Annotated in this window: 16 protein-coding genes; 8 read left to right on the plus strand and 8 right to left on the minus strand. The window is 66.9% G+C overall.

The features are described from left to right. Positions 1–79 precede the first annotated feature (79 nt). A complete protein-coding gene (locus QNJ67_00825; GenBank protein ID MDJ0607492.1) occupies positions 80–1315 on the plus strand; it encodes a divergent polysaccharide deacetylase family protein in 1236 nt (411 codons plus the stop codon). Between the two features lie 4 nt (positions 1316–1319). Here the strand turns inward: QNJ67_00825 and trpE are convergent, their stop codons facing one another. Then, positions 1320–2828, minus strand: a complete 1509-nt coding sequence (trpE, locus tag QNJ67_00830) for an anthranilate synthase component I (GenBank protein ID MDJ0607493.1) — start codon at positions 2826–2828, stop codon at positions 1320–1322. A gap of 195 nt (positions 2829–3023) precedes the next feature. Further along, complete coding sequence (locus QNJ67_00835; protein ID MDJ0607494.1) at positions 3024–4919, minus strand: peptidyl-prolyl cis-trans isomerase; 1896 nt, start codon at positions 4917–4919, stop codon at positions 3024–3026. 210 nt (positions 4920–5129) lie between these two features. On the opposite strand from QNJ67_00835, the gene tpiA reads away from it, so the two are divergent. The 4 genes from tpiA to kdsA all read left to right on the plus strand — a co-directional run bounded on the left by tpiA (position 5130) and on the right by kdsA (position 8975). Beyond that, positions 5130–5882, plus strand: a complete 753-nt coding sequence (gene tpiA / locus QNJ67_00840) for a triose-phosphate isomerase (protein MDJ0607495.1) — start codon at positions 5130–5132, stop codon at positions 5880–5882. A gap of 180 nt (positions 5883–6062) precedes the next feature. Further along, complete coding sequence (secG, locus tag QNJ67_00845) at positions 6063–6398, plus strand: preprotein translocase subunit SecG (GenBank protein MDJ0607496.1); 336 nt, start codon at positions 6063–6065, stop codon at positions 6396–6398. Positions 6399–6475: 77 nt separating this feature from the next. Then, complete coding sequence (locus tag QNJ67_00850; protein ID MDJ0607497.1) at positions 6476–8101, plus strand: CTP synthase; 1626 nt, start codon at positions 6476–6478, stop codon at positions 8099–8101. 13 nt (positions 8102–8114) lie between these two features. Continuing rightward, complete coding sequence (gene kdsA / locus QNJ67_00855; protein MDJ0607498.1) at positions 8115–8975, plus strand: 3-deoxy-8-phosphooctulonate synthase; 861 nt, start codon at positions 8115–8117, stop codon at positions 8973–8975. On the opposite strand, the gene QNJ67_00860 is transcribed toward kdsA, so the two are convergent. Beyond that, the gene (locus QNJ67_00860) at positions 8972–9277 is read right to left on the minus strand and encodes a hypothetical protein (protein MDJ0607499.1); all 306 of its coding nucleotides are present in this window, start codon (positions 9275–9277) and stop codon (positions 8972–8974) included. The two genes, kdsA and QNJ67_00860, sit on opposite strands and share 4 nt — an antisense overlap. 37 nt (positions 9278–9314) lie before the next feature. Between QNJ67_00860 and QNJ67_00865 the strand changes: the two genes are divergently transcribed. Beyond that, positions 9315–9836, plus strand: coding sequence for a hypothetical protein (locus QNJ67_00865; GenBank protein MDJ0607500.1), 522 nt, complete (start codon positions 9315–9317; stop codon positions 9834–9836). Positions 9837–9938: 102 nt separating this feature from the next. Here QNJ67_00865 and QNJ67_00870 read toward each other — a convergent pair whose 3' ends face one another. From QNJ67_00870 to QNJ67_00885, 4 genes are all read right to left on the minus strand, one after another. Then, positions 9939–11720, minus strand: a complete 1782-nt coding sequence (locus tag QNJ67_00870) for a DUF262 domain-containing protein (GenBank protein MDJ0607501.1) — start codon at positions 11718–11720, stop codon at positions 9939–9941. Between the two features lie 92 nt (positions 11721–11812). Then, positions 11813–12571 carry a creatininase family protein gene (locus QNJ67_00875; protein MDJ0607502.1) on the minus strand — a complete coding sequence of 253 codons (759 nt, stop codon included), beginning with the start codon at positions 12569–12571 and terminating at the stop codon, positions 11813–11815. A gap of 114 nt (positions 12572–12685) precedes the next feature. After that, the gene (locus QNJ67_00880) at positions 12686–13492 is read right to left on the minus strand and encodes a hypothetical protein (protein ID MDJ0607503.1); all 807 of its coding nucleotides are present in this window, start codon (positions 13490–13492) and stop codon (positions 12686–12688) included. Next, positions 13485–14036 carry an RNA polymerase sigma factor gene (locus QNJ67_00885; protein MDJ0607504.1) on the minus strand — a complete coding sequence of 184 codons (552 nt, stop codon included), beginning with the start codon at positions 14034–14036 and terminating at the stop codon, positions 13485–13487. Before QNJ67_00885 ends, QNJ67_00880 begins: the two co-directional genes overlap by 8 nt. A gap of 239 nt (positions 14037–14275) precedes the next feature. Between QNJ67_00885 and QNJ67_00890 the strand changes: the two genes are divergently transcribed. Continuing rightward, entirely contained in the window at positions 14276–15805 is a 1530-nt protein-coding gene (locus QNJ67_00890; protein MDJ0607505.1) for a S8 family serine peptidase, read from the plus strand. Positions 15806–15827: 22 nt separating this feature from the next. Here QNJ67_00890 and QNJ67_00895 read toward each other — a convergent pair whose 3' ends face one another. Next, positions 15828–17537, minus strand: a complete 1710-nt coding sequence (locus QNJ67_00895) for a hypothetical protein (GenBank protein MDJ0607506.1) — start codon at positions 17535–17537, stop codon at positions 15828–15830. A 631-nt stretch (positions 17538–18168) separates the two neighbouring features. On the opposite strand from QNJ67_00895, the gene QNJ67_00900 reads away from it, so the two are divergent. After that, positions 18169–18349: hypothetical protein (locus QNJ67_00900; protein MDJ0607507.1), on the plus strand; the 181-nt coding region annotated here is incomplete at its 3' end.

Here is an 18349-nt window from a genome sequence, read left to right on the forward strand (position 1 = left end):
CGATTCCCGTGGAAGAAAACTTGGGTGATCGCGAATCTACCGTATAGTTAACAGCGTCAGCCCCACCTAGCCGGTCTTCATGCCCGCCTCCGAGATCAACCCCAAGTCGGCGCGCCGCGCCCGGACCCTGTTTACTGGACAGCGCTGGGCTTCAGGCCGCCCGCAGGGCGCGCTGGGCTCGCTTGTGGTCGCGCTGGCAGCCGCCGGTGTCGGCCTGCTCGTCGGCGCCGTGATGGGCACGGAGAGCGGCTCCAGCTCGGAGCGGCAGATACCCTCGCCGGAGAGTGGTCTCGCAGCGGCCAGCGTAGCGGGTGCCGATGCGCTGCTGCCGGCGCAGGTCATCCTCGAGGCGGCTCGTGCGCCTGCCGGGCCGGCTGAACCGGCGGCGCCGTTGGACCCGGTTCCCTTGCCGGCCTCGAAGAGCACGGGAGATATGGTCGGGGAGCCCGAGCCGCTCGGCATTATCCACGCGGTGATCCCCGCCGATGAGACCGAGGTGGCCTACGACTACCCGATCACCGACGACTCCCTCGGCGTCGTCGTCCCGGATGCCCACGTGGAAACCGATCCCCTTTGGCAGCGTCACTCCGTCTCCGTGACGGGGCTTGGCGGCCGCCCGGTTATCGCGCTGGTGATCGACGACCTCGGCCTCAACCGGATCAATTCCCGCCGGGCCATCGCCCTGCCGGCGCCTCTGACCCTCTCCTTCCTGACCTATGCCGAGGGGCTCGAGGGCCTGACCAGGCAGGCGCGGGACGCCGGTCACGAACTCCTGGTGCACGTGCCCATGGAGCCGAAGGACCTGCGCTGGGATCCGGGTCCGAACGCGCTCCTGGTTGGGCTCCCGGAAGACGAGCTGGAGCGGCGCCTGGACTGGGCGCTCGGGCGCTTCGAGGGCTACGTCGGGATCAACAATCATATGGGCAGCCGCTTCACCACCTCGCTGCTCGGCATGGCTCAGGTGATGGCTGCCCTGAAGTCGCGCGGCCTTCTGTTCCTCGATTCCCTGACCGCGGGCTCCAGCGTGGGCGTCAACCTGGCCAGCCGCCTCGGGGTTCCCCACGCCGGTCGCGATATCTTCATCGACAACACGCCCGAGGACGAACGATCGATCTGGTCGCAGCTGCGCAAGCTGGAACGCGTCGCCCGGCGCCGCGGCGAAGCGATCGGCATCGCCCATCCCCACGACGCCACCCTCGACGTCCTGCAACAGTGGATCCCCGAAGCGACGCGCCGCGGCTTCGTTCTCGTGCCCCTGACCACGGTGGTAGAGCGGGCCATGGCTGCTTCGGCCAAGGCCACGGGGGCGGAGTAGTTTTCTAGCTCCGGTCGGCGGCGAAACGAACGGCTTCCTGCGCAGCCCGGACCAGGGCCTGGGCCTTGTTACAGCTCTCCTGGTACTCCGCTTCCGGGTCGCTGTCCGCGACGATACCGCCGCCTGCCTGGATGTAGACCACGCCGTCCTTCACCACGGAGGTCCTGAGCGCGATGCAGGTGTCCATGGCGCCGCCGGCGCCGAAGTAGCCTACCGAGCCGGCGTAGATGCCCCGACGCTCGGGCTCCAGCTCCTCGATGATCTCCATAGCCCGGACCTTGGGCGCGCCGGACACCGTGCCTGCGGGAAAGCCCGCAATCATCGCGTCCATGGCACCGTACTTCGGGTCCAGCTCGCCCTCGACGTTGGAGACGATGTGCATGACGTGGCTGTAGCGCTCTATCAGGTTGCGCTGCGTGACCTCCACGGTACCGATTTTCGCCACCCGGCCGACGTCGTTGCGGCCCAGATCGAGCAGCATCAGATGCTCGGCCAGTTCCTTGGGGTCTGCCAGCAGCTCTTCCCCCAGTCGTCGGTCCTCCGCCTCGTCGGCCCCGCGCCAGCGTGTCCCGGCGATCGGCCGGATGGTCACCCTGCCGTTGCGCAGGCGGACCAGGATCTCGGGACTGGAGCCGACCACAGAGAACTGGTCGAGGTCGAGATAGAACAGGAAGGGCGAGGGGTTGAGTCGCCGAAGCGCGCGGTAGAGCGCAAAGGGCGGCGGCTTGAAGGGCAGCGCGAAGCGCTGCGACAGCACGACCTGGAAGACGTCACCCGCGAAGATGTACTCCTTGCCGCGCCGGACCATCTTGCAGAAGGCTTCGCGTGTCATGTTCGACGTTGGTTGCGGCAGGTCCTGGCGGCGTTCGAGCGGCTCCCGTCGATAGGGCAGGGAGCGTTCGAAATCTCCGACGATATCGGCCAGGCGGGCGCAGGCCTCTTCATAGGCGGCTTCGGCGTCGACGCCGTCCCGCGGACGCACCGGGGTGAAGACCGTCACCTGGTCCTCGACCCGGTCGAACACGCAGATGACGGTGGGGCGGAAGAACAGCCCGTCGGGCAGTCCGAGCTTGTCGGGATTCTCGGCCGGCAGGCGCTCCATGAGGCGGACCGTGTCGTAGCCCATATAGCCGAGCAGGCAGGCCGCCATGGGCGGCAGCGCATCAGGCAGGTCGATCCGCGACTCCTCGATCAGGCGCCTCAGGCTCTCCAGCGCGGGCAGCGCTTCGGTCTCGAAGGCCTCCAGGTCGTTGCGCGCCTTGCGGTTGATCTCCGCCTGCCCGCCGCGGCAGCGCCAGATCACGTCGGGCTTCAGGCCGATGAACGAGTAGCGGCCGATGGTGACGCCGCCCTCGACCGATTCGAAAAGGCAGGCGTAGCGCCGCCCGTCGGCAAGTTTCAGAAAGGCCGACACCGGCGTCTCCAGGTCGGCAACCAGCTTGGTCGACACGACTTGGGCTTTGCCGGCCGCATAGAGCGCCGAAAAGCGCTCGATATCGGGGACCGGCTTCATGGGCTAGGGCCTGTTGACATTCACGGCGCGCTCCTGGCGGGAGCGCATTTGCGCCCCGTCCCGAAGGGATCCGGCGAAATCGGCCTCCTGCCGCGTTGCTTGTCGTCGAATATGCTCGGCATGTCCTTCCTCCTCGCGCCTAACAGCAGGCCGATTTCACTCGGACCAGAAGCGCGACGTGAGTGCCAACAGGCCCTAGTAGGTCGGGATCGCGTTCTCGACGGCCCGCTGGTCGATCGTGACGCCCAATTCGTTCCGCATCGTCGAGACGAAGCCCGCCAAGAGATCGTTCTGGAGATCCTCTGCAAGTTGCGCCTTCAGGCGCTCGACCGCATCGGGATCGGCCGCGGCATCCGCGCTCTGGATCTGGGTAAGCTTGGCGACCGCCTGGCCCTCGGGTGTGGCCACGACGGCGATGTCGCCCTGGGCCATGTCGAACAGCTGGGCGGCGATCGCCCGCGCCGCGCCGCTCTCGGTCTGGCGCGGGTCCCGGATCAGGGGCTCGGTGGTCGAGGCGACCAGGCTCTCGCCCTCGGCGATGGCCGAGAGCTCGACACCCTCGCGGGCCCGCTCGGCAAGGCCTTCGGCCCGTTCCTGGGTTCGCCGGTCGCGCTCCTCGCCCCGCCAGATCTCGAGCACATCGCTCCGCACCTCCTCGAAGGGGCGCGTCGTCGAGTCGGTGATTCCATCGACCCGCAGCACGAAGTAATTGCCGTCGCGGGTCGCGGTCAGCAGGCTGGTCTCTCCCGGCTCGGTCTGGAACGCGGTCTGCATGAATTCCGCGCCGGTCGGCAGGCCGGCCACGCGCTCGCCTTGCTTGTCCTGGCCCGAGCGATCGACAGCCGGCAAGGTGCGCACGGGGAGGTCGATGGTGCTGGCCGCCTCTTCGATCGAGGCGCCGGCGGCCAGTTCGTCATCCAGACTGTCCGCCAGTTCCAGCATGGCATCGACCGCCTCGCGCATGGCCAGGTCCTGTGACAGCTCGGCCCGCGCCTCTTCGAAGGTCGGTTCGCGCTCCGGATCGATCCTGAGCACCCGCATCAGGTGCCAGCCGAAGGGGCTCTGCACCGGAGCGCTGACCGCGCCTTCGTCGAGCGCGAAGACCACATCGACGACCGCGGGAAGCTGCTGGGAGAGCTCCGCTTCCGACAACTGGCCGAGACCGACCGGGTCGCGCTCCAGGAGGTTCTGCGAGACCGCGGCGAAGTCCTCGCCGCCCGACATGCGCTCCTCTGCCGTTCGGGCCTCCTCTTCGGAGCTGAAGACCATCTGCTCGATGGTTCGCCGCTCCGGCTGGCTGAAGTCCGCGCGGCGCAGCTCGAACTCGACCCGGAGAACCTCTTCCGTGATCTCGATGCCCTCGGCGATACCTTCGGCGTCAAGCGCTAGAAAGACGAGAGTCCGGTACTCCGGCGCTTGGAAAGACGGCGTGTTCGCCTCGTAGAGCGCCATCAGATCTTCATCCGTCGGCGCCACGTCTTCCGGCAGCTCGGCGAGGGGTACTTCGATGATCTCGGCTATCCGCCGTTCCTGCTCGAAGAGATAGAGCGCCGTCGCCAGGTCCTGCGGCGCTTCGCTCGCCCCGCTCACGGCCTCGACGATCTGCTGCTGTCCGATAGCGAGACCGAGGCTGCGGACGTATTGCTGTTCGGTGAGGTTGTTGTTGGCGAGGACCTGCTGGAAACGGCCTCGTTCGAAATCGCCAAGGCTGTTCTGAAAGGCCGGCTCCTCGAGGATGCGCTGGCGAATCTGATCCTCGGTCACGGTAAGGCCCATGTCCTTGGCCTGCTGCTCGAACATGGCGCGGGTCACGAGCTGATCGATGACCTGGTCGACGAGGCCGAGGGACCGGGCCAGCGTGATGTCGAACTGGCCGCCGAAACGGCGTCGCAGGATGTTCATTTCCCGGTTCAGCAGACGCGCGAACTCGGTCTGCTGGACCTCGGTGTCGCCGACCTCTGCGATCACGGCATCCTGGCCGCGGTTCAGAAAGACATCCTCGATGCCCCAGACCGCGAAGCTGAGGATCAGAATTCCGAACAGGAAGAACATGAAGACCTTGGCGATCTTCGATCGCATCTGAATCAGCATCGTAGGCGCGTTCCTTGACCGGGAAGAGGCTCGCTGCGCGGAAGCGCGGCATCTTAGGGACCGCCGAAAAGCCCGGCAAGGCGCATTTACTCACTTCGCTGCGAGAACAAAGGCTTGGCAGCGACTGGTCGGGCGCTGGCCACGGGAATGGGGCCGTGTTAGGTAGAACCGGGGCAGGGGGCGGCTCCGAGCGTGCAGGGGGGAAACTGGGTGGCTAGAAACAAGCTCATCGCCGGCAACTGGAAGATGAACGGCCTGCTGGCCGACGCACAGGCCCTCGCCGGGGCGATCGCGACGCGCGCGGCGGAGGCCGGCCCGGCCTGCGAGCTGCTCGTTTGCCCGCCGGCGCAGCTGCTCCTGCCGGTCGCCGCCGCTCTGAAGAACAGCGCCGTCGCCCTGGGCGGCCAGGACTGCCACCCGGCGCAGTCGGGCGCCCACACCGGAGACATCTCCGCCGCCATGCTGAGGGACGTCGGCTGCAGCTACGTGATCGTCGGCCACTCGGAGCGGCGGCAGGACCACGGCGAGACCAGCGCTCAGGTCCAGGCCAAGGCGGCCGCCGCGCTCGCCGCGGGTCTCTGCCCTATCGTCTGTATCGGAGAGACCGAGGCCGAGCGCGAGGCGGGCAGGGCCATGGCGGTCGTGGGGGATCAGCTCCGCTCTTCCCTTGTCGCGACCGACGGCGCGTCCCTGGTCATCGCCTACGAACCGGTCTGGGCGATCGGGACGGGCAAGACTGCGACACCTGCGGACGTTGCGTCGGTCCACGAGGGGATCCGTGCGGGACTGGCAGACCTGCTCGGCGGCGACGCAGCCGCGGCCGTCCGGATCCTCTACGGCGGTTCGGTCAAGCCGGAAAACGCCGCCGAACTGCTCGCGGTGCCCAACGTGGACGGCGCCCTGATCGGCGGCGCGAGCCTCAAGGCGGACGACTTCCTGGCGATCGCCGCGCGCGCCGCTTAGGCCCGGGAAGGGGGATCGGGGCAGGCTCGAATCGAGCGCCCGGACCCGAAGGGGCTGAGCCCGCGGGGCCGAAATGCGGGCTGGTCTTTGCTGGCCGAAACGACTACATAGCGCTCAGCGAATTCCTGCGTGGCCGGAAGGCCCGCCGGCCGGGACAGGCCCGCGATCGAAAGGCACCCCATGACGGCTGTTTTACTGGTAATCCATCTGTTGCTGGCCCTTGCCATGATCGGCGTCGTCCTGCTGCAGCGCAGCGAGGGCGGCGGTCTGGGCATCGGTGGCGGCGGCGGCGGTGGCGGCGGCATGGGCGGGTTTCTTTCGGGCAGCTCGACCAAGAACGTCCTGACCCGCACGACGGCGATCCTGGCAGCCTGTTTCATGGCCACGAGCATGCTCCTGGCGTGGATCGAGAGTCAGACCGATCGGGGCCGCTCGATCACCGACGACCTGCCGATCACCGCGCCGGCCGTGCCGGAACCCCAGGCGCCGGCCGGACCGGCCGTACCCGTCGAATAGGCGCAGGCGTGAAGACTTCGTTCGCGGGCGGGCTCGGGCTTGCTCGGAGCAACCGAATCCGACGATAGTGACGCTCCATGGCGCGTTTTATTTTTGTCACCGGCGGCGTGGTCTCCTCCTTGGGGAAAGGTCTCGCCGCCGCGGCGCTCGGCGCCTTGCTTCAGGCGCGCGGATTCAAGGTTCGGCTGCGCAAGCTGGATCCCTACCTCAACGTAGACCCGGGCACCATGAGCCCCTACCAGCACGGCGAGGTCTACGTCACCGATGACGGCGCCGAGACCGACCTCGACCTAGGCCACTACGAGCGCTTCACGGGTGTGCCCTCGCGCAAGGGCGACAACGTGACCACGGGCCAGATCTATTCCCAGGTGATCGCGCGGGAGAGGCGCGGCAGCTATCTCGGCGCGACGGTCCAGGTCATTCCCCACGTGACCGACGCCATCAAGGAGTTCGTTCTCAGCGGAGTCACGGACGAGGACTTCATCGTCTGCGAGATCGGCGGCACGGTGGGTGACATCGAGGGCTTGCCGTTCCTCGAGGCGATCCGCCAGCTGGGCAACGAGATGGGCCGGGAGAACAGCCTCTTCATTCACCTGACCCTGCTGCCCTACATCGCCTCGGCGGGCGAGCTCAAGTCGAAGCCGACCCAGCATTCGGTCAAGGAGCTGCAGAGCGTCGGCATCCAGCCCGACATCGTGGTCTGCCGGACGGAGCACCGGATCCCGGAGGACACCCGGCGCAAGATCGCGCTGTTCTGCAACATTCGGCCCGAGGCCGCGATCCAGGCGCTCGACGTCGACACGATCTACGCCGTACCGCGCGCCTATCATGCCGAGGGCCTCGACACCGAGGTCTGCCGCCACTTCGGCCTGCCCGAAGCCGAGCCCGACCTCTCGGCCTGGGATCAGGTGATAGAGCGGATTCGGCGGCCGGACGGCGAGGTAACCATAGGTGTTGTCGGCAAGTACACCAGCCTGATCGATGCCTACAAGTCACTGGCCGAGGCCTTGGCTCACGGCGGGATCGCCAACAACCTGAAGGTCAATGTCAACTGGCTGGACTCGGAGATCTTCGAGCAGGACGGCATGACCGAAGAGTTGCAGGGGGTGCACGGCATCCTCGTGCCCGGCGGCTTTGGCGAGCGGGGTTCGGAAGGCAAGATCGCCGCGGTCCGCTTCGCTCGCGAGCACCGGGTGCCCTATTTCGGCATCTGCTTCGGCATGCAGCTGGCCGTGGTCGAGGCCGCCCGATCGCTTGCTGGCCTCAAGGGCGCCGGCTCGACCGAGTTCGGTCCGTGCAAGGATCCGGTGGTCGGGCTCCTGACCGAGTGGACCCGGGACAACACCGTAGAGCGGCGCAGCGCCGAGGGAGACCTGGGCGGGACCATGCGCCTGGGCGCCTACCCCTGCGTCATGGAACAGGGCAGCCGGGCCCACGAGATCTTCGGCGTCCGTGAGATCTCCGAACGCCACCGCCACCGCTATGAGGTCAATATCAACTACCGCAAGGCGCTGGAAGAGGCGGGCCTGCGTTTCTCGGGCATGTCGCCCGACGGCGAACTGCCGGAGATCGTGGAGCTGCCGTCGCACCCCTGGTTTGTCGGCGTCCAGTTTCACCCCGAATTGAAATCCAAGCCGTTCGAGCCCCACCCGCTCTTCACGTCGTTTGTGAAGGCGGCGGTCGAGCAGTCGCGGCTGATGTAAGCGGAGCGAGAAGGTGAGCACCAACGGCGCTGCCAACACCACCGTCGAAGTCGGCGACTTGAAGATCGCCAACGACCGGCCCTTCGTCCTGATCGCGGGACCCTGCCAGATGGAGAGCCGCGAACATGCGCTCGAGATCAGCCATGCTTTGACCGAGATGGCAAAAAACCTCGGTATCGGGCTGATTTACAAGACGTCATTCGACAAGGCCAACCGCACCAGCCTCACTGGCAAGCGGGGCATCGGCATGGCGAAGGGCCTGCCGATCTTCGCCGAGGTGCGCGAGACCTACGGCTGTCCGGTCCTCACCGACGTCCACGAGCCGGACCAGTGCGCGCCGACGGCGGAAGCGGTCGACGTGCTGCAGATTCCGGCATACCTCTGCCGTCAGACCGACCTGCTCGTCGCGGCCGCCAAGACCGGCCGGGCGATCAACGTGAAGAAGGGCCAGTTCCTGGCCCCCTGGGACATGAAGAACGTCGCCGCCAAGCTGAAGGACTCGGGCAACGACAAGGTGATGGTCTGCGAGCGCGGCGCCTCGTTCGGCTACAACACCCTGGTGACCGACCTGCGTTCCCTGCCCATCATGGCGGCCCAGACCGGCTGCCCCGTGGTCTTCGACGCAACCCACTCGGTCCAGCAGCCGGGCGGGCAGGGCACGGCGTCCGGCGGGCAGCGCGAGTTCGTGCCTGTCCTGGCCCGCGCCGCCGTCTCGGTCGGTGTCGCCGCGGTCTTCATGGAGACCCACCAGGACCCTGACAACGCGCCCTCCGACGGTCCCAACATGATCCACCTCAAGGACCTGCCCGCGCTGGTCGAGACCCTGATGGAGTTCGACCGCCTGGCCAAGGCCAAGCCGGTCGGGATCGCTTAGGGAAGCTCGAGGTAACGCGCCGGCACCTGGTCGGCCAGCCAGACGCCTTTCGCGCTGCGAAAGAAGATCCCGCCCTCCTGGTGCATGGCGCCCGACAGGACGCGAAGCACGACCGGCTTGCCGTGACAGCTGCCGACCTTGGCGTCGGTCGCCTGGTCCGTCTTCGAATCGGGATCGTCGACCCGGTAAACCAGATCCAGGTTTCCTTCCGACGCCAGGACGACCGGCAGCGGCGCCCCGACATCAGGCCGGGGCACGCCGGAAAGCTTCCGCACCCTGTCCTTATCATCGATCTGGTACATCGAGGCTTTCCGTGTTCGGGGAGACGCGCTTCCACGCTTGGATCCGGTGCCTGTTATTGATCAGCCAGTCATGCTGTTGCTGGGTCTCGGGCACGCGCGCGCCCCGCGCTTCGGAGATCATCCGGAAGGCGTCTTCCGGCTCCAGACCGGCGTGCAGAAGGACCCCGGCAGCGGTAAGGCCGGACCGGCCAATGCCGCCGCGGCAGTGCACGGCCGTATTGATCCCCTTTGCGATGTCGCAGCAGAGATCCGAGGTGAAGGCCGCGAAACCCTCGAGAGATCCGGGCAGGCCGAAGTCGGGAATTGGAAAGGCGGCGAAACGCATCTGGTGTGCCTGGCAAAGCGCAGCTTCCTGGCCGAGGCCGAGTCGTTGCGCTTCCGCTTCCTCGAGAAGCGACGCGACTTGCATGATCCCGGCCGCCGCGATTTCGGCGAAGGCCGCAGCCGCGTCATCGCCGGCCGTCGGCTTTGCCATGATGCCCAAAAATCCCTTCCCGATTTCCGCGACCCTGTAGATCCTGGGTCCCATACTTCAGCCCTATCGTGGGAGCGCCAATAGCAGGCAGGCTACAGCGGGCTTGCTTGCGAGACAAAAACCGAGCTATCGCGACACGCCGGAAACTGACGGTTCCTGACGCAGGCCAGTTAATTCACGCAGGGATCAAGATGCCGCCCGGGTCTTCTTCGCCGGGCGGCGGGCGGCGCCTTCGCCGGGCCAGTCCTCGCCGTCGCACAGCACCTCGATGGCCTCGCGAAGCTGTTCCGCCCGGGCCTTGAGGAAGGCCTGGTAGTCGACCCGTATCTTCTCCGCACGGTCGTCCGGGTCGCCGATCTTGGCATAGCTCTCTTGCGGCAGGTGGTCGATCGGAACGGCGTGGGTGCCGAGACGGTCCATGATGACTTCACGGCTGAGGTCGGCCGCTTTGTCGCGCTTCTTGAACAGGGATCGCGGTTTCTGGGCGGAGAGGAACCGTTGGAGGTCCCACGTCATCAGCACGCAGTTGAGTGCCTGAAAGCATTCTGAGTTCGGCATCTGCCCGTCGCCGGTGAGGAGCGCATAGGGATAGAGGTGCTGATAGTCCCTCAATCGTATGTGCCCCGCCGAGACCGGCTCGTTGTCGGCGACGTCGATGGCGCCCCCCTTGAGCGTGATGGCGAGAATGCCGCGGGCCAGCGTGTCCCGGCGCTTGGGCCAGCCGGCGAGCATAAGCTCCTCGACGGTCGGCAAGGGGAACTGGTTGTGATCGAAGATCGGCACCTCGGTCTCGTCGGCGTGGCCGGCGAGGACATAGCGCAGACCGTTGAGGTCCTGCAGCTGCCGGCCGGATACCGAGTTCTCGTAGCGCCGGGTCAGGAAGGCGCGCCAGAGGTACTTGCGGATCAGCGTCTTGGCGCCGGCCTTGCGCTCCAGGTTGAGCGCTTCGTCGGCGTGGAGCGCGGTCAGGACCGGCACGACGGCGACCGTGGGCAGGCGCGCCTCGTCGAACACGTTCTCCTGCTCGAGGCAGCCGACGGCCCAGCGCACGCCGGCGACCAGCTCCGGCCACTCGTCGTGGAGCCGCTTGAGGTCGAGGCGCTCGTAATTGGCCTGGGTCGGCGCGCGGCCCTCGCGCATGGCGGCGGCGCTCAGAATGAGGTCCTCTGGGGTCAGATATCGCTCGATCGCCGGGACCTGGTGGCACAGCTGGCTGGCCAGCTGGCGCAGCGACTGGCCGGTCTCGTCCTCGAAGCGGGCGACCATGATGTCGAAGGTCGAGAGCTTGACCGCCGTGGTGTTCAGCTTGATGAAGACGTCGAGGGCGACGTCGGGGGGCGTGGTCGCCGGCAGGGCCAGATAGGGCAGGTTGTAGCTCAACATCTGCTTTCGCATCGACAGGATGCGGTCTTCCAGCTCCCGGCTCTCGGCCAGATCGTTCGCGGTCGCCAGGTCGCACCACTTGCGGATCTCGCGGAAGATGTCGTCGTCGGTCCGCATCAGGCCGAGCGGCAGGTAGCCGCGGCCGTGGACCTCCCTCGGCACGTCGCACCACAGCGGATGGCGGATGCCGTTCTTCCACCAGCGCGCCTGTCCATAGATGCAGGGCATCTCGGCACCGTCGTGGTCGCTGTCCGCCCGGAAGTAGACGAAGTAGGTGCGGTCGTCGTAGAGGTCGTTGACGCAGCGCCACAAGGCGGTCAGACGCTGCTGGCCGTCGAGAAGATGCTCCTCGCACTTCTCGGTCGGGTCCGGCGCGCCGGAGATCGACCGGCTCGGGAACTGCTCCTCCTCGTCCACCTGCAGCAGCAGCGTGGCGCCGGACGGCAGCTCGCGGAACACCGTCTCCAAGAGACTGCTGACCTCGGCGTGGCCCCAAACCTCGTAACGCTGGAATCGGGGCAGGCGCACCTGTCCGGTGCGCACCCGGTTAAACCAGTCGCTCAGCGGACGGTTTTCCGCCTTCATCCACGCCTCCAGGAGTAAGCCCGGCAACTATGGGCGTGGCCACGTTACAAAGACGTAAAAAGGCTCCTGGAAAGCGCCGCGAAAAGGGGGAGCTAGCCCTCGGCGAGAAAGTCCCGGTAGGCGCCCGAAATCTCCTCGACCGCGGCCTCGTAGAGCAGGGCGCCGATTTCTGGTGTCGCGAGCTTCGGGTCCGAGCCGATCCTCCCGTCGGGAAAGCGGCGCCGGTAGTCGTCGGCGTCGTAAATCGGCCCGAGCGGTGCGATCGACGGCGTGGTTTCGGCCTTGCGCACACGCTCGCCGTGCTCCGGATAGCCGAAGTAGGTCAGCGAGACCTCCGAGGCGGTCGCGTGCTGACCCTCGGCCTCGGCGAAGCGCTCGGCCGAAATCCGCTTCACGCCTTCGCAATCCCACCAATTCTGGAGCTTACAGCGCAGGCTCGGCCGGTTGTGACCGGCGGTGCCCAGGCTCGCCTCGGCGTAGACTTCTGAGAAGGCCGCCGTCACCGTTGCGATGTTTCCGCCGTGGCCGTTGAGGAAGAAGAAACGGTCGAAGCCGTGGCGCGCTAGGGAGTTCACCGTATCCTGTACAACCGCCATCAGGGTCGAGGGACGAAGCGTGATGGAGCCGGCGAATCCCAGGTGATGCTGCGCCATCCCGATCGAGAGCGTCGGCGCGACCATGGCCTCGAGCTTGTCGCCGATGCCCCGGGCGACCAGCTCCGGGCAGAGCGCATCGGTGCCGATGAAGCCAGTCGGCCCGTGCTGCTCCGTGGAGCCGATGGGAACGATGATGCCGGTCGACGTCCTGAGATAGGCTTCGACCTCTTGCCAGGTTAAGAGTTGGAGATGCATGGGGAGCGCCTTGGGGCGGTGAACAACCGCTCCAGCATCGATCCCCGGCCGTCCCGGTGCAAGGACTCTCGTTCGCTCCCTCGAAAAGCTCGTGCTCGGCCGGACGATGCTGCTCTAACGCCAGCCGAGATCGATGGCCCGGGTCTCCTCGTCGGCGCCCAGAGCCGGATCGGCCATGATGGGCTCGATGAATCGGTCGAGCGCTTCGACGCCGCGACCGCCGGCGGCCACGTAGCTGTCCCCAGGCGGCGCGCCGGCATCGGCGGGCACGTTGACGACGATCTCATTGCGCCAGCCGCCCTCGGGCGAGCGGCAAGCGATGCCCGCCGTCGCGCCGGCTCGCGAGTGGCCGGCAACGGAGACACGGTATTGCCGGCAGTATTGGCCGTCCGCGCTCTTGAAGGTGAGCTGCGCGAGGGCGCGCACCCTGGCCCCCTCGTCGGCGGCCCACTCCAGCGGTTCTCCGCTGGTCTTGGTCTCGAGCAGCCTGTGCAGCGGGCTCTCGAGCGCGATGCGGCCGGCGAAGCCGTCGCCCCCGGCGAAGGTGTCAACCGGGGCGGGCTGCAGCCGGTAGCCGACCGCGGTGCCGATCACCAGGGCGAGGGAAGCGGCGAGCGGCAAGGCCGCGCTTCTAACCGACCAGCGGCGGTCCGAATTCTTCCGCGCGGCCAGTTCGACGACCTCGCCGGACCCCGTGGCGTCGTTGCGCGGATCGACCGCGTCGAGCAGCGGTTTCGGAACGGGCTCGTGCATCGGTGCGTCATAGGCCTGGCGCAAGAGCTGCGTCGTGCGGCGATAGAGGCGCACCCGCTCGCGGGCCGCCGGGTCGTCGGCCAGTGCCGCCCGGACCTGGGCCATCACCTGAGGATCCAGTTCGCCGTCGGCGAAGGCCATCAGCATCTCTTCGTTGAGTTCAAACACTGTCCACCCCTGTCTTTGCTCGGCGCCGGCCGGGCGCCTCTTCTTCTTCTTGATCCAAGGCCTGGCTGATGATCCGCTGACGCGCGCGGGCGAGCCTGCTCATCACGGTTCCCATGGGAACCTGAAGCGTCTCCGCCGCCTCCTTGTAGGAAAGCCCATCGACCGCGACCAAGGCGAGAACGACTCTCTGGTCCTCCGGCAGCTCCTGTATCGCCCGCCGCACGGTCTCCAGGGTGATGTGGCTCTCGGTAACACGGCGCCCGTCCAATCCCGGCTGATCCGCCAGCTCGTCGGGGTCGACCGAGACGGCGCGCACTGCGCGGGACCTGATCTGATCGAGCCAAATGGTCTGCATGATGCGAAACATCCAACTGTCGAGCCGCGAGCCGGGTTGCCACTGATGGAGCCGGCTCAGGGCTCTCTCGAAGGCGGCTTGAACGACGTCGTCGCCTTCTTCGGTCGAGCCCGTCAGGGCGTAACCGAAGCGGCGCAGTCGCGGAAGGAGAGCGACCATCTGCTGCTTGATGTCTTCCGACGCGGTCATGGCCCTGTACCTCGACAACGTTTCCCGAACAGATTTATTCCAAAGCCATCCGCTTGCACATCATTCGCCAAGATAAACACCTGCCAGCAATGCGCGAAGCTTTACCAAGAGTGAAGAAAACCCAGTTAGAAGACTTCGTCTCAGGGGATTAAACCGCTGGTAAAGACGTTGTCTTTTACAGTACGGCAACCGAATTGCCGTCAGATTAAAAATATACGCCTAGAGGTTGTAGCCTGGGAATGCCGCGAGTATCCCTCTTCATTGCCGTTCTGATTGGCGCGTACCTCACGGGCCAGCCGTACCGCGCCGGCGAGACCGTCGCCGACGGGCTCTGTACGCTCGTCCCGCCGGCGCTCGCCGACGACGGGGATGGCGACGGGGATGGCGACGGGGATGGCGACGGGGATGGCGATGGCGATGGCGGCGGCGGTGGCGGCGGTGGCGGCGGTCGCGACGGTGGCGGTGGCGCTAGCGCCGGCGGTGGCGGTGGCGCCGGCGGGGGAGGCCGCGGCGGGAATGGCGACGGCGACGGTGACGGCGACGGGGATGGAGACGGCGACGGCGACGGTGGCGGCGACGGTGGCGGCGACGGGGGCGCTTCCGGTAGCGCGGACGGCGCCGACAGCGATGCAGAAGCCAATAGCGGCAATGGCAGCGCGGGAGCGACCGAGGGCCAATCCGCGGCCAGTGAAGGCGGCAGCACCTCGGTCGTCGAACGCGAGGTTCTGGTGCTCGATCCGGATCCCCAGACGCTCGCGGCCTTGAGCAACCTTTCCTACTCGGTTGTTGCTGTCAGGAACTTCGGAGAACTCGGCCTCTCGGTCGCACAGGTGAGCCCACCGGTGGGCATAAGCGCGGAAGAAGCCATTGAGGTCCTGCGCCGCGAGGCACCGAACGCCAGCTTCTCACTCAATCACCTCTACTCGTCCTCCGAACCGGAATGCGCCGGGCGCCATTGTCGGCAACGCACGCTGGTGGCCTGGCAAGCGGCCGGTCCCGCCTGCGGGCGCAGCGCCCGGATCGGCGTGGTGGACTCCGGCGTGGACGTGTCTCATCCGGCCCTGGCGGATCGGGCCATCTATGTCCGCTCGTTCCCCGAGGGTGTGGCATCGAAGCCGAGCGCCCACGGCACGGCGGTCGCCGGCATCCTGGTCGGAGCGCCCGACAGCGAGTTTCCCGGCCTGATCCCCGCGGCGGAGGTCTTCCTCGCCGACGCTCTGCGGGCCGAGGAGGACGGGGGCAGGGAGCTCGTCGACGCTCTGGAACTGGTGTCGGCGCTCAACTGGCTCGCCGGGGAAAGGGTTCAAGTCATCAACCTCAGTCTCTCCGGACCCGACAACACCTTGTTGGCGGCATCGGTGCCGCGTGTCCTGAAGAGAGGAATCGCGGTGGTCGCCGCTGTGGGCAACTTCGGACCCGCCGCGCCGCCGGCCTATCCCGCCGCTTACAAGGGCGTGATCGCCGTCACCGGCGTCGACGCCGATCTGCGGGTCTACCGATGGGCCAACAGAGGCAGGCATGTCAGTTTCGCCGCGCCCGGGGTCGATGTCTGGACGATCGACCGGAGGGACGGCGGCGAGTATCGCGACGGCACGTCCTTCGCCGCACCCTTCGTCACCGCGCTCGCCGCCGACCTCTTATCCCAGCGGACCGATCTGGCGAGCGACGACATCGTCGAGGAACTCAAGCTGAGGGCTCGGGATTTGGGCGACCCGGGAAAGGACCCGATCTACGGCTGGGGTCTCATCCAGGGCCCGCCCCGCTGCTGAAGCCAGCCGCCGCGCGTCTCCCTCAGCGGTAGTCGCCATCCGAGAAGGCGGTCAGGATTTCCAGCACCGCCATCAGACCGTGCTGCACATTGTCGACGCGAATCTCGTTGTTGTAGACCGTGGTGCGGAGGCCGCCACGGACCCGGTCGCGCTTCGACACGTAGTACATGTCGATAGGATCCTTGAACTCCAGCTGAAGAAGGCTCCGGAGGCCGCCGACGATGGCCCGGCGGTAGGCTTGCGCGCGCGGCTGGTCGCCGGTGTCGCGGGCGATTTGGAAGGCCTGGATCAGGCTCTCGAGGTAGACCCCGGTGGCCGAGGCGTGGGGCGGGCCGAAGTGGGACCGGCGCGGATCGTAGAACCGTCCATCGATGTCGGGCGGGTCGAGGCTCGCCTGCTGCATGTCGAGCAGCCAGTCGTTCATCTGGAAGATCCAGTCGCGCAAACCTGGGTCGCGGGTGCGCCGCCAGACCTCCGCGTAGGCCATTGTGTGCCAAGGCACGAAAGCCGGGTCGCGGGCTGCCAGATGCCAGGCGCGATAGTACTCCACGCTCGTCATCATCCGAGCGAGCAGCTCCGGATCGCCGCTCTCCCGGTAGAGGTTCGCGAGATAGAGCAGGGCTTCGCCTGGATAGAAGTTCTGATTGTCGTTGCGGCCTTCCGGCGTGAGGAAGGTGCGAAAGGATCCGTCGTCGGCCCAGAGGTGCTCGATACTGCGTCTCAAGGCCGCTTCGACGTCGGTGAAATCGCTCCGGTCGGGATGCTCGGCCAAAGCCAGGGCCGCGATGGCGATCGCGCCCAGCTTCGCCTTGTCGCGGTACTCGATCGCCCCAAGGCCGTCCTTTTCCCGATAGAAGGCTGCGAGATTATAGCGAATGTTGCGCGCCGTCAGCGCCGTGATATCGGCATCCCGATAGTGCTCGCCGACCCGTACCAGGGCGAGCGTGGCCATCCACTGGCGGATCATGTTGTTGCCTCGGGATTCCCGCCCGTTGCTCGGCCAGTACTTGTAGGTCATCCGGCCGTCGCGCCTGACCTGGCGGGCGAGCCAGGAGGACATGCGGCGCGCGAGTCCGACAACCGCCGATTTAGTGACATCCTCGCGCCGCACTACCTGGTTGCCGCGATGAAGGGCCACGGCCGAGGGTTCCGGACCCAGGAACACGAGGAATTGCCGTGCGGCGAAGCGGCGCAGACCCAGGCCGCGCGACAGATCCGGTTCGGTCAGACCGCGGGCGGAGGCGAAGCGGTCGATGACCCGCTGGAAGGAGCGGTTCGTCGCGATCATTTGGGTTGGTCCGACCCGTTCGACGGCGTCGCCGAAGCGCAGCTCCACGCCGGCGATGCCCCGCTGCAGGTTGGTCAGGATGCGCGCCCGCTCGCTGAAGGCGACGGGCCGGAAATCATAGGCGAAGGCGAGCTCGACCGTATCGGGCGCTTCCGCCGTGCTTTTGCGGAGTGCTTCGATGGCGCGGCGCAGAGCCGCCAGAGCCGTGGGGGCCTCCGCCCAGCCATCACCGAGTTTCAGGCCTTGTCGCCGGAAGGCCAGATAGACCGCCGCTCCTTCGGGCGCCAGCGTTTCCGGCAGGCCCACGCCCGGCGAGGCGCCCGCCACGAGCGCGTGCACGACCCTCGCCAAGTCATCGAGAGCGCGCTCCTGCCCGGCCTGCGTCAGGCCGGCCTGCAGCGAAGACGGCGCGGCCGGCGCAGCGGAGAGGCCGCCGAGCATCACGCCGGCCGCCACCACGGGCGAGAGGAACCGGCGAACTGCGCGATGGGGAAATAAAGAACCCGCCGGATGAGCGATCATCGGGCGGGATCTTTGCAGTTTTTGGAAAGCAGGTTCAAGGACGGCTTCGGACCGACTTCTCGTGGACTGCTCTCCTTTCTGTCCTAAGGGTTCGTCCCCTCAGTTGTGTTCCGTTTTGCCTCGTTGTTGCCGTCGGCCGTTATTGGCGGTTTTTTATGCAGTTAGCCGGGCTGTTTAGTATGACAACGAAGGAATTCGAGTTTTATTCCCCACGCTCAGATTTTTTTCAAGCCACCGCCAAAATAGCCCTGTTCGGGTCCCGGCGGCAGAGTCGGCGCCCAGGGGACTGGCCGCTCTTGCCTCGGTTCGGACGGGCGGTAAAGTGTTGCCGTGGCGGGTTGTCGTGCTCGAGGGGAGAGGGGTGGCATGGCGTCGATCTTCGACATCAGAGGACGCGAGGTGCTCGATTCGCGGGAAAACCCTACGGTCGAGGCCGAGGTAACGCTTGATTCGGGCGCGTCCAAAATCTCAGAGGATTAGGGCCTGTGGACATCCAGGGCGCGCTCCTGGTCCGAGTGAAATCGGCCTGCTGTTAGGCGCGAGGAGGAAGGACATGCCGAGCATATTCGACGACGAGCAACGCGGCAGCGGGCCGATTGCGCCGGATCCCTTCGGGACGGGGCGCATTTGCGCCGGGGCGGCGTCACGGAAGGACTTGTGGGGCCCAACCCCACGGCGCCTCCCGCTCCTGGCCCCGGCGCAAATGCGCTCCCGCCAGGAGCGCGCCGTGAATG

The organism is Kiloniellales bacterium (genome assembly GCA_030064845.1).
In the GTDB taxonomy this organism is placed as follows: Bacteria; Pseudomonadota; Alphaproteobacteria; order Kiloniellales; family JAKSDN01; genus JASJEC01.

What these genes read in the sequence shown, in the direction of transcription:
- QNJ67_00825 (MDJ0607492.1), top strand. Translation starts at nt 80, where the DNA reads ATGCCCGCCTCCGAGATCAACCCCAAGTCGGCGCGCCGCGCCCGGACC.
- QNJ67_00850 (MDJ0607497.1), top strand. Translation starts at nt 6,476, where the DNA reads ATGGCGCGTTTTATTTTTGTCACCGGCGGCGTGGTCTCCTCCTTGGGG.
- QNJ67_00870 (MDJ0607501.1), bottom strand. Translation starts at nt 11,720, where the DNA reads ATGAAGGCGGAAAACCGTCCGCTGAGCGACTGGTTTAACCGGGTGCGC.
- QNJ67_00885 (MDJ0607504.1), bottom strand. Translation starts at nt 14,036, where the DNA reads ATGACCGCGTCGGAAGACATCAAGCAGCAGATGGTCGCTCTCCTTCCG.
- QNJ67_00860 (MDJ0607499.1), bottom strand. Translation starts at nt 9,277, where the DNA reads ATGTACCAGATCGATGATAAGGACAGGGTGCGGAAGCTTTCCGGCGTG.
- QNJ67_00890 (MDJ0607505.1), top strand. Translation starts at nt 14,276, where the DNA reads ATGCCGCGAGTATCCCTCTTCATTGCCGTTCTGATTGGCGCGTACCTC.
- secG (MDJ0607496.1), top strand. Translation starts at nt 6,063, where the DNA reads ATGACGGCTGTTTTACTGGTAATCCATCTGTTGCTGGCCCTTGCCATG.
- trpE (MDJ0607493.1), bottom strand. Translation starts at nt 2,828, where the DNA reads ATGAAGCCGGTCCCCGATATCGAGCGCTTTTCGGCGCTCTATGCGGCC.
- QNJ67_00835 (MDJ0607494.1), bottom strand. Translation starts at nt 4,919, where the DNA reads ATGCTGATTCAGATGCGATCGAAGATCGCCAAGGTCTTCATGTTCTTC.
- QNJ67_00875 (MDJ0607502.1), bottom strand. Translation starts at nt 12,571, where the DNA reads ATGCATCTCCAACTCTTAACCTGGCAAGAGGTCGAAGCCTATCTCAGG.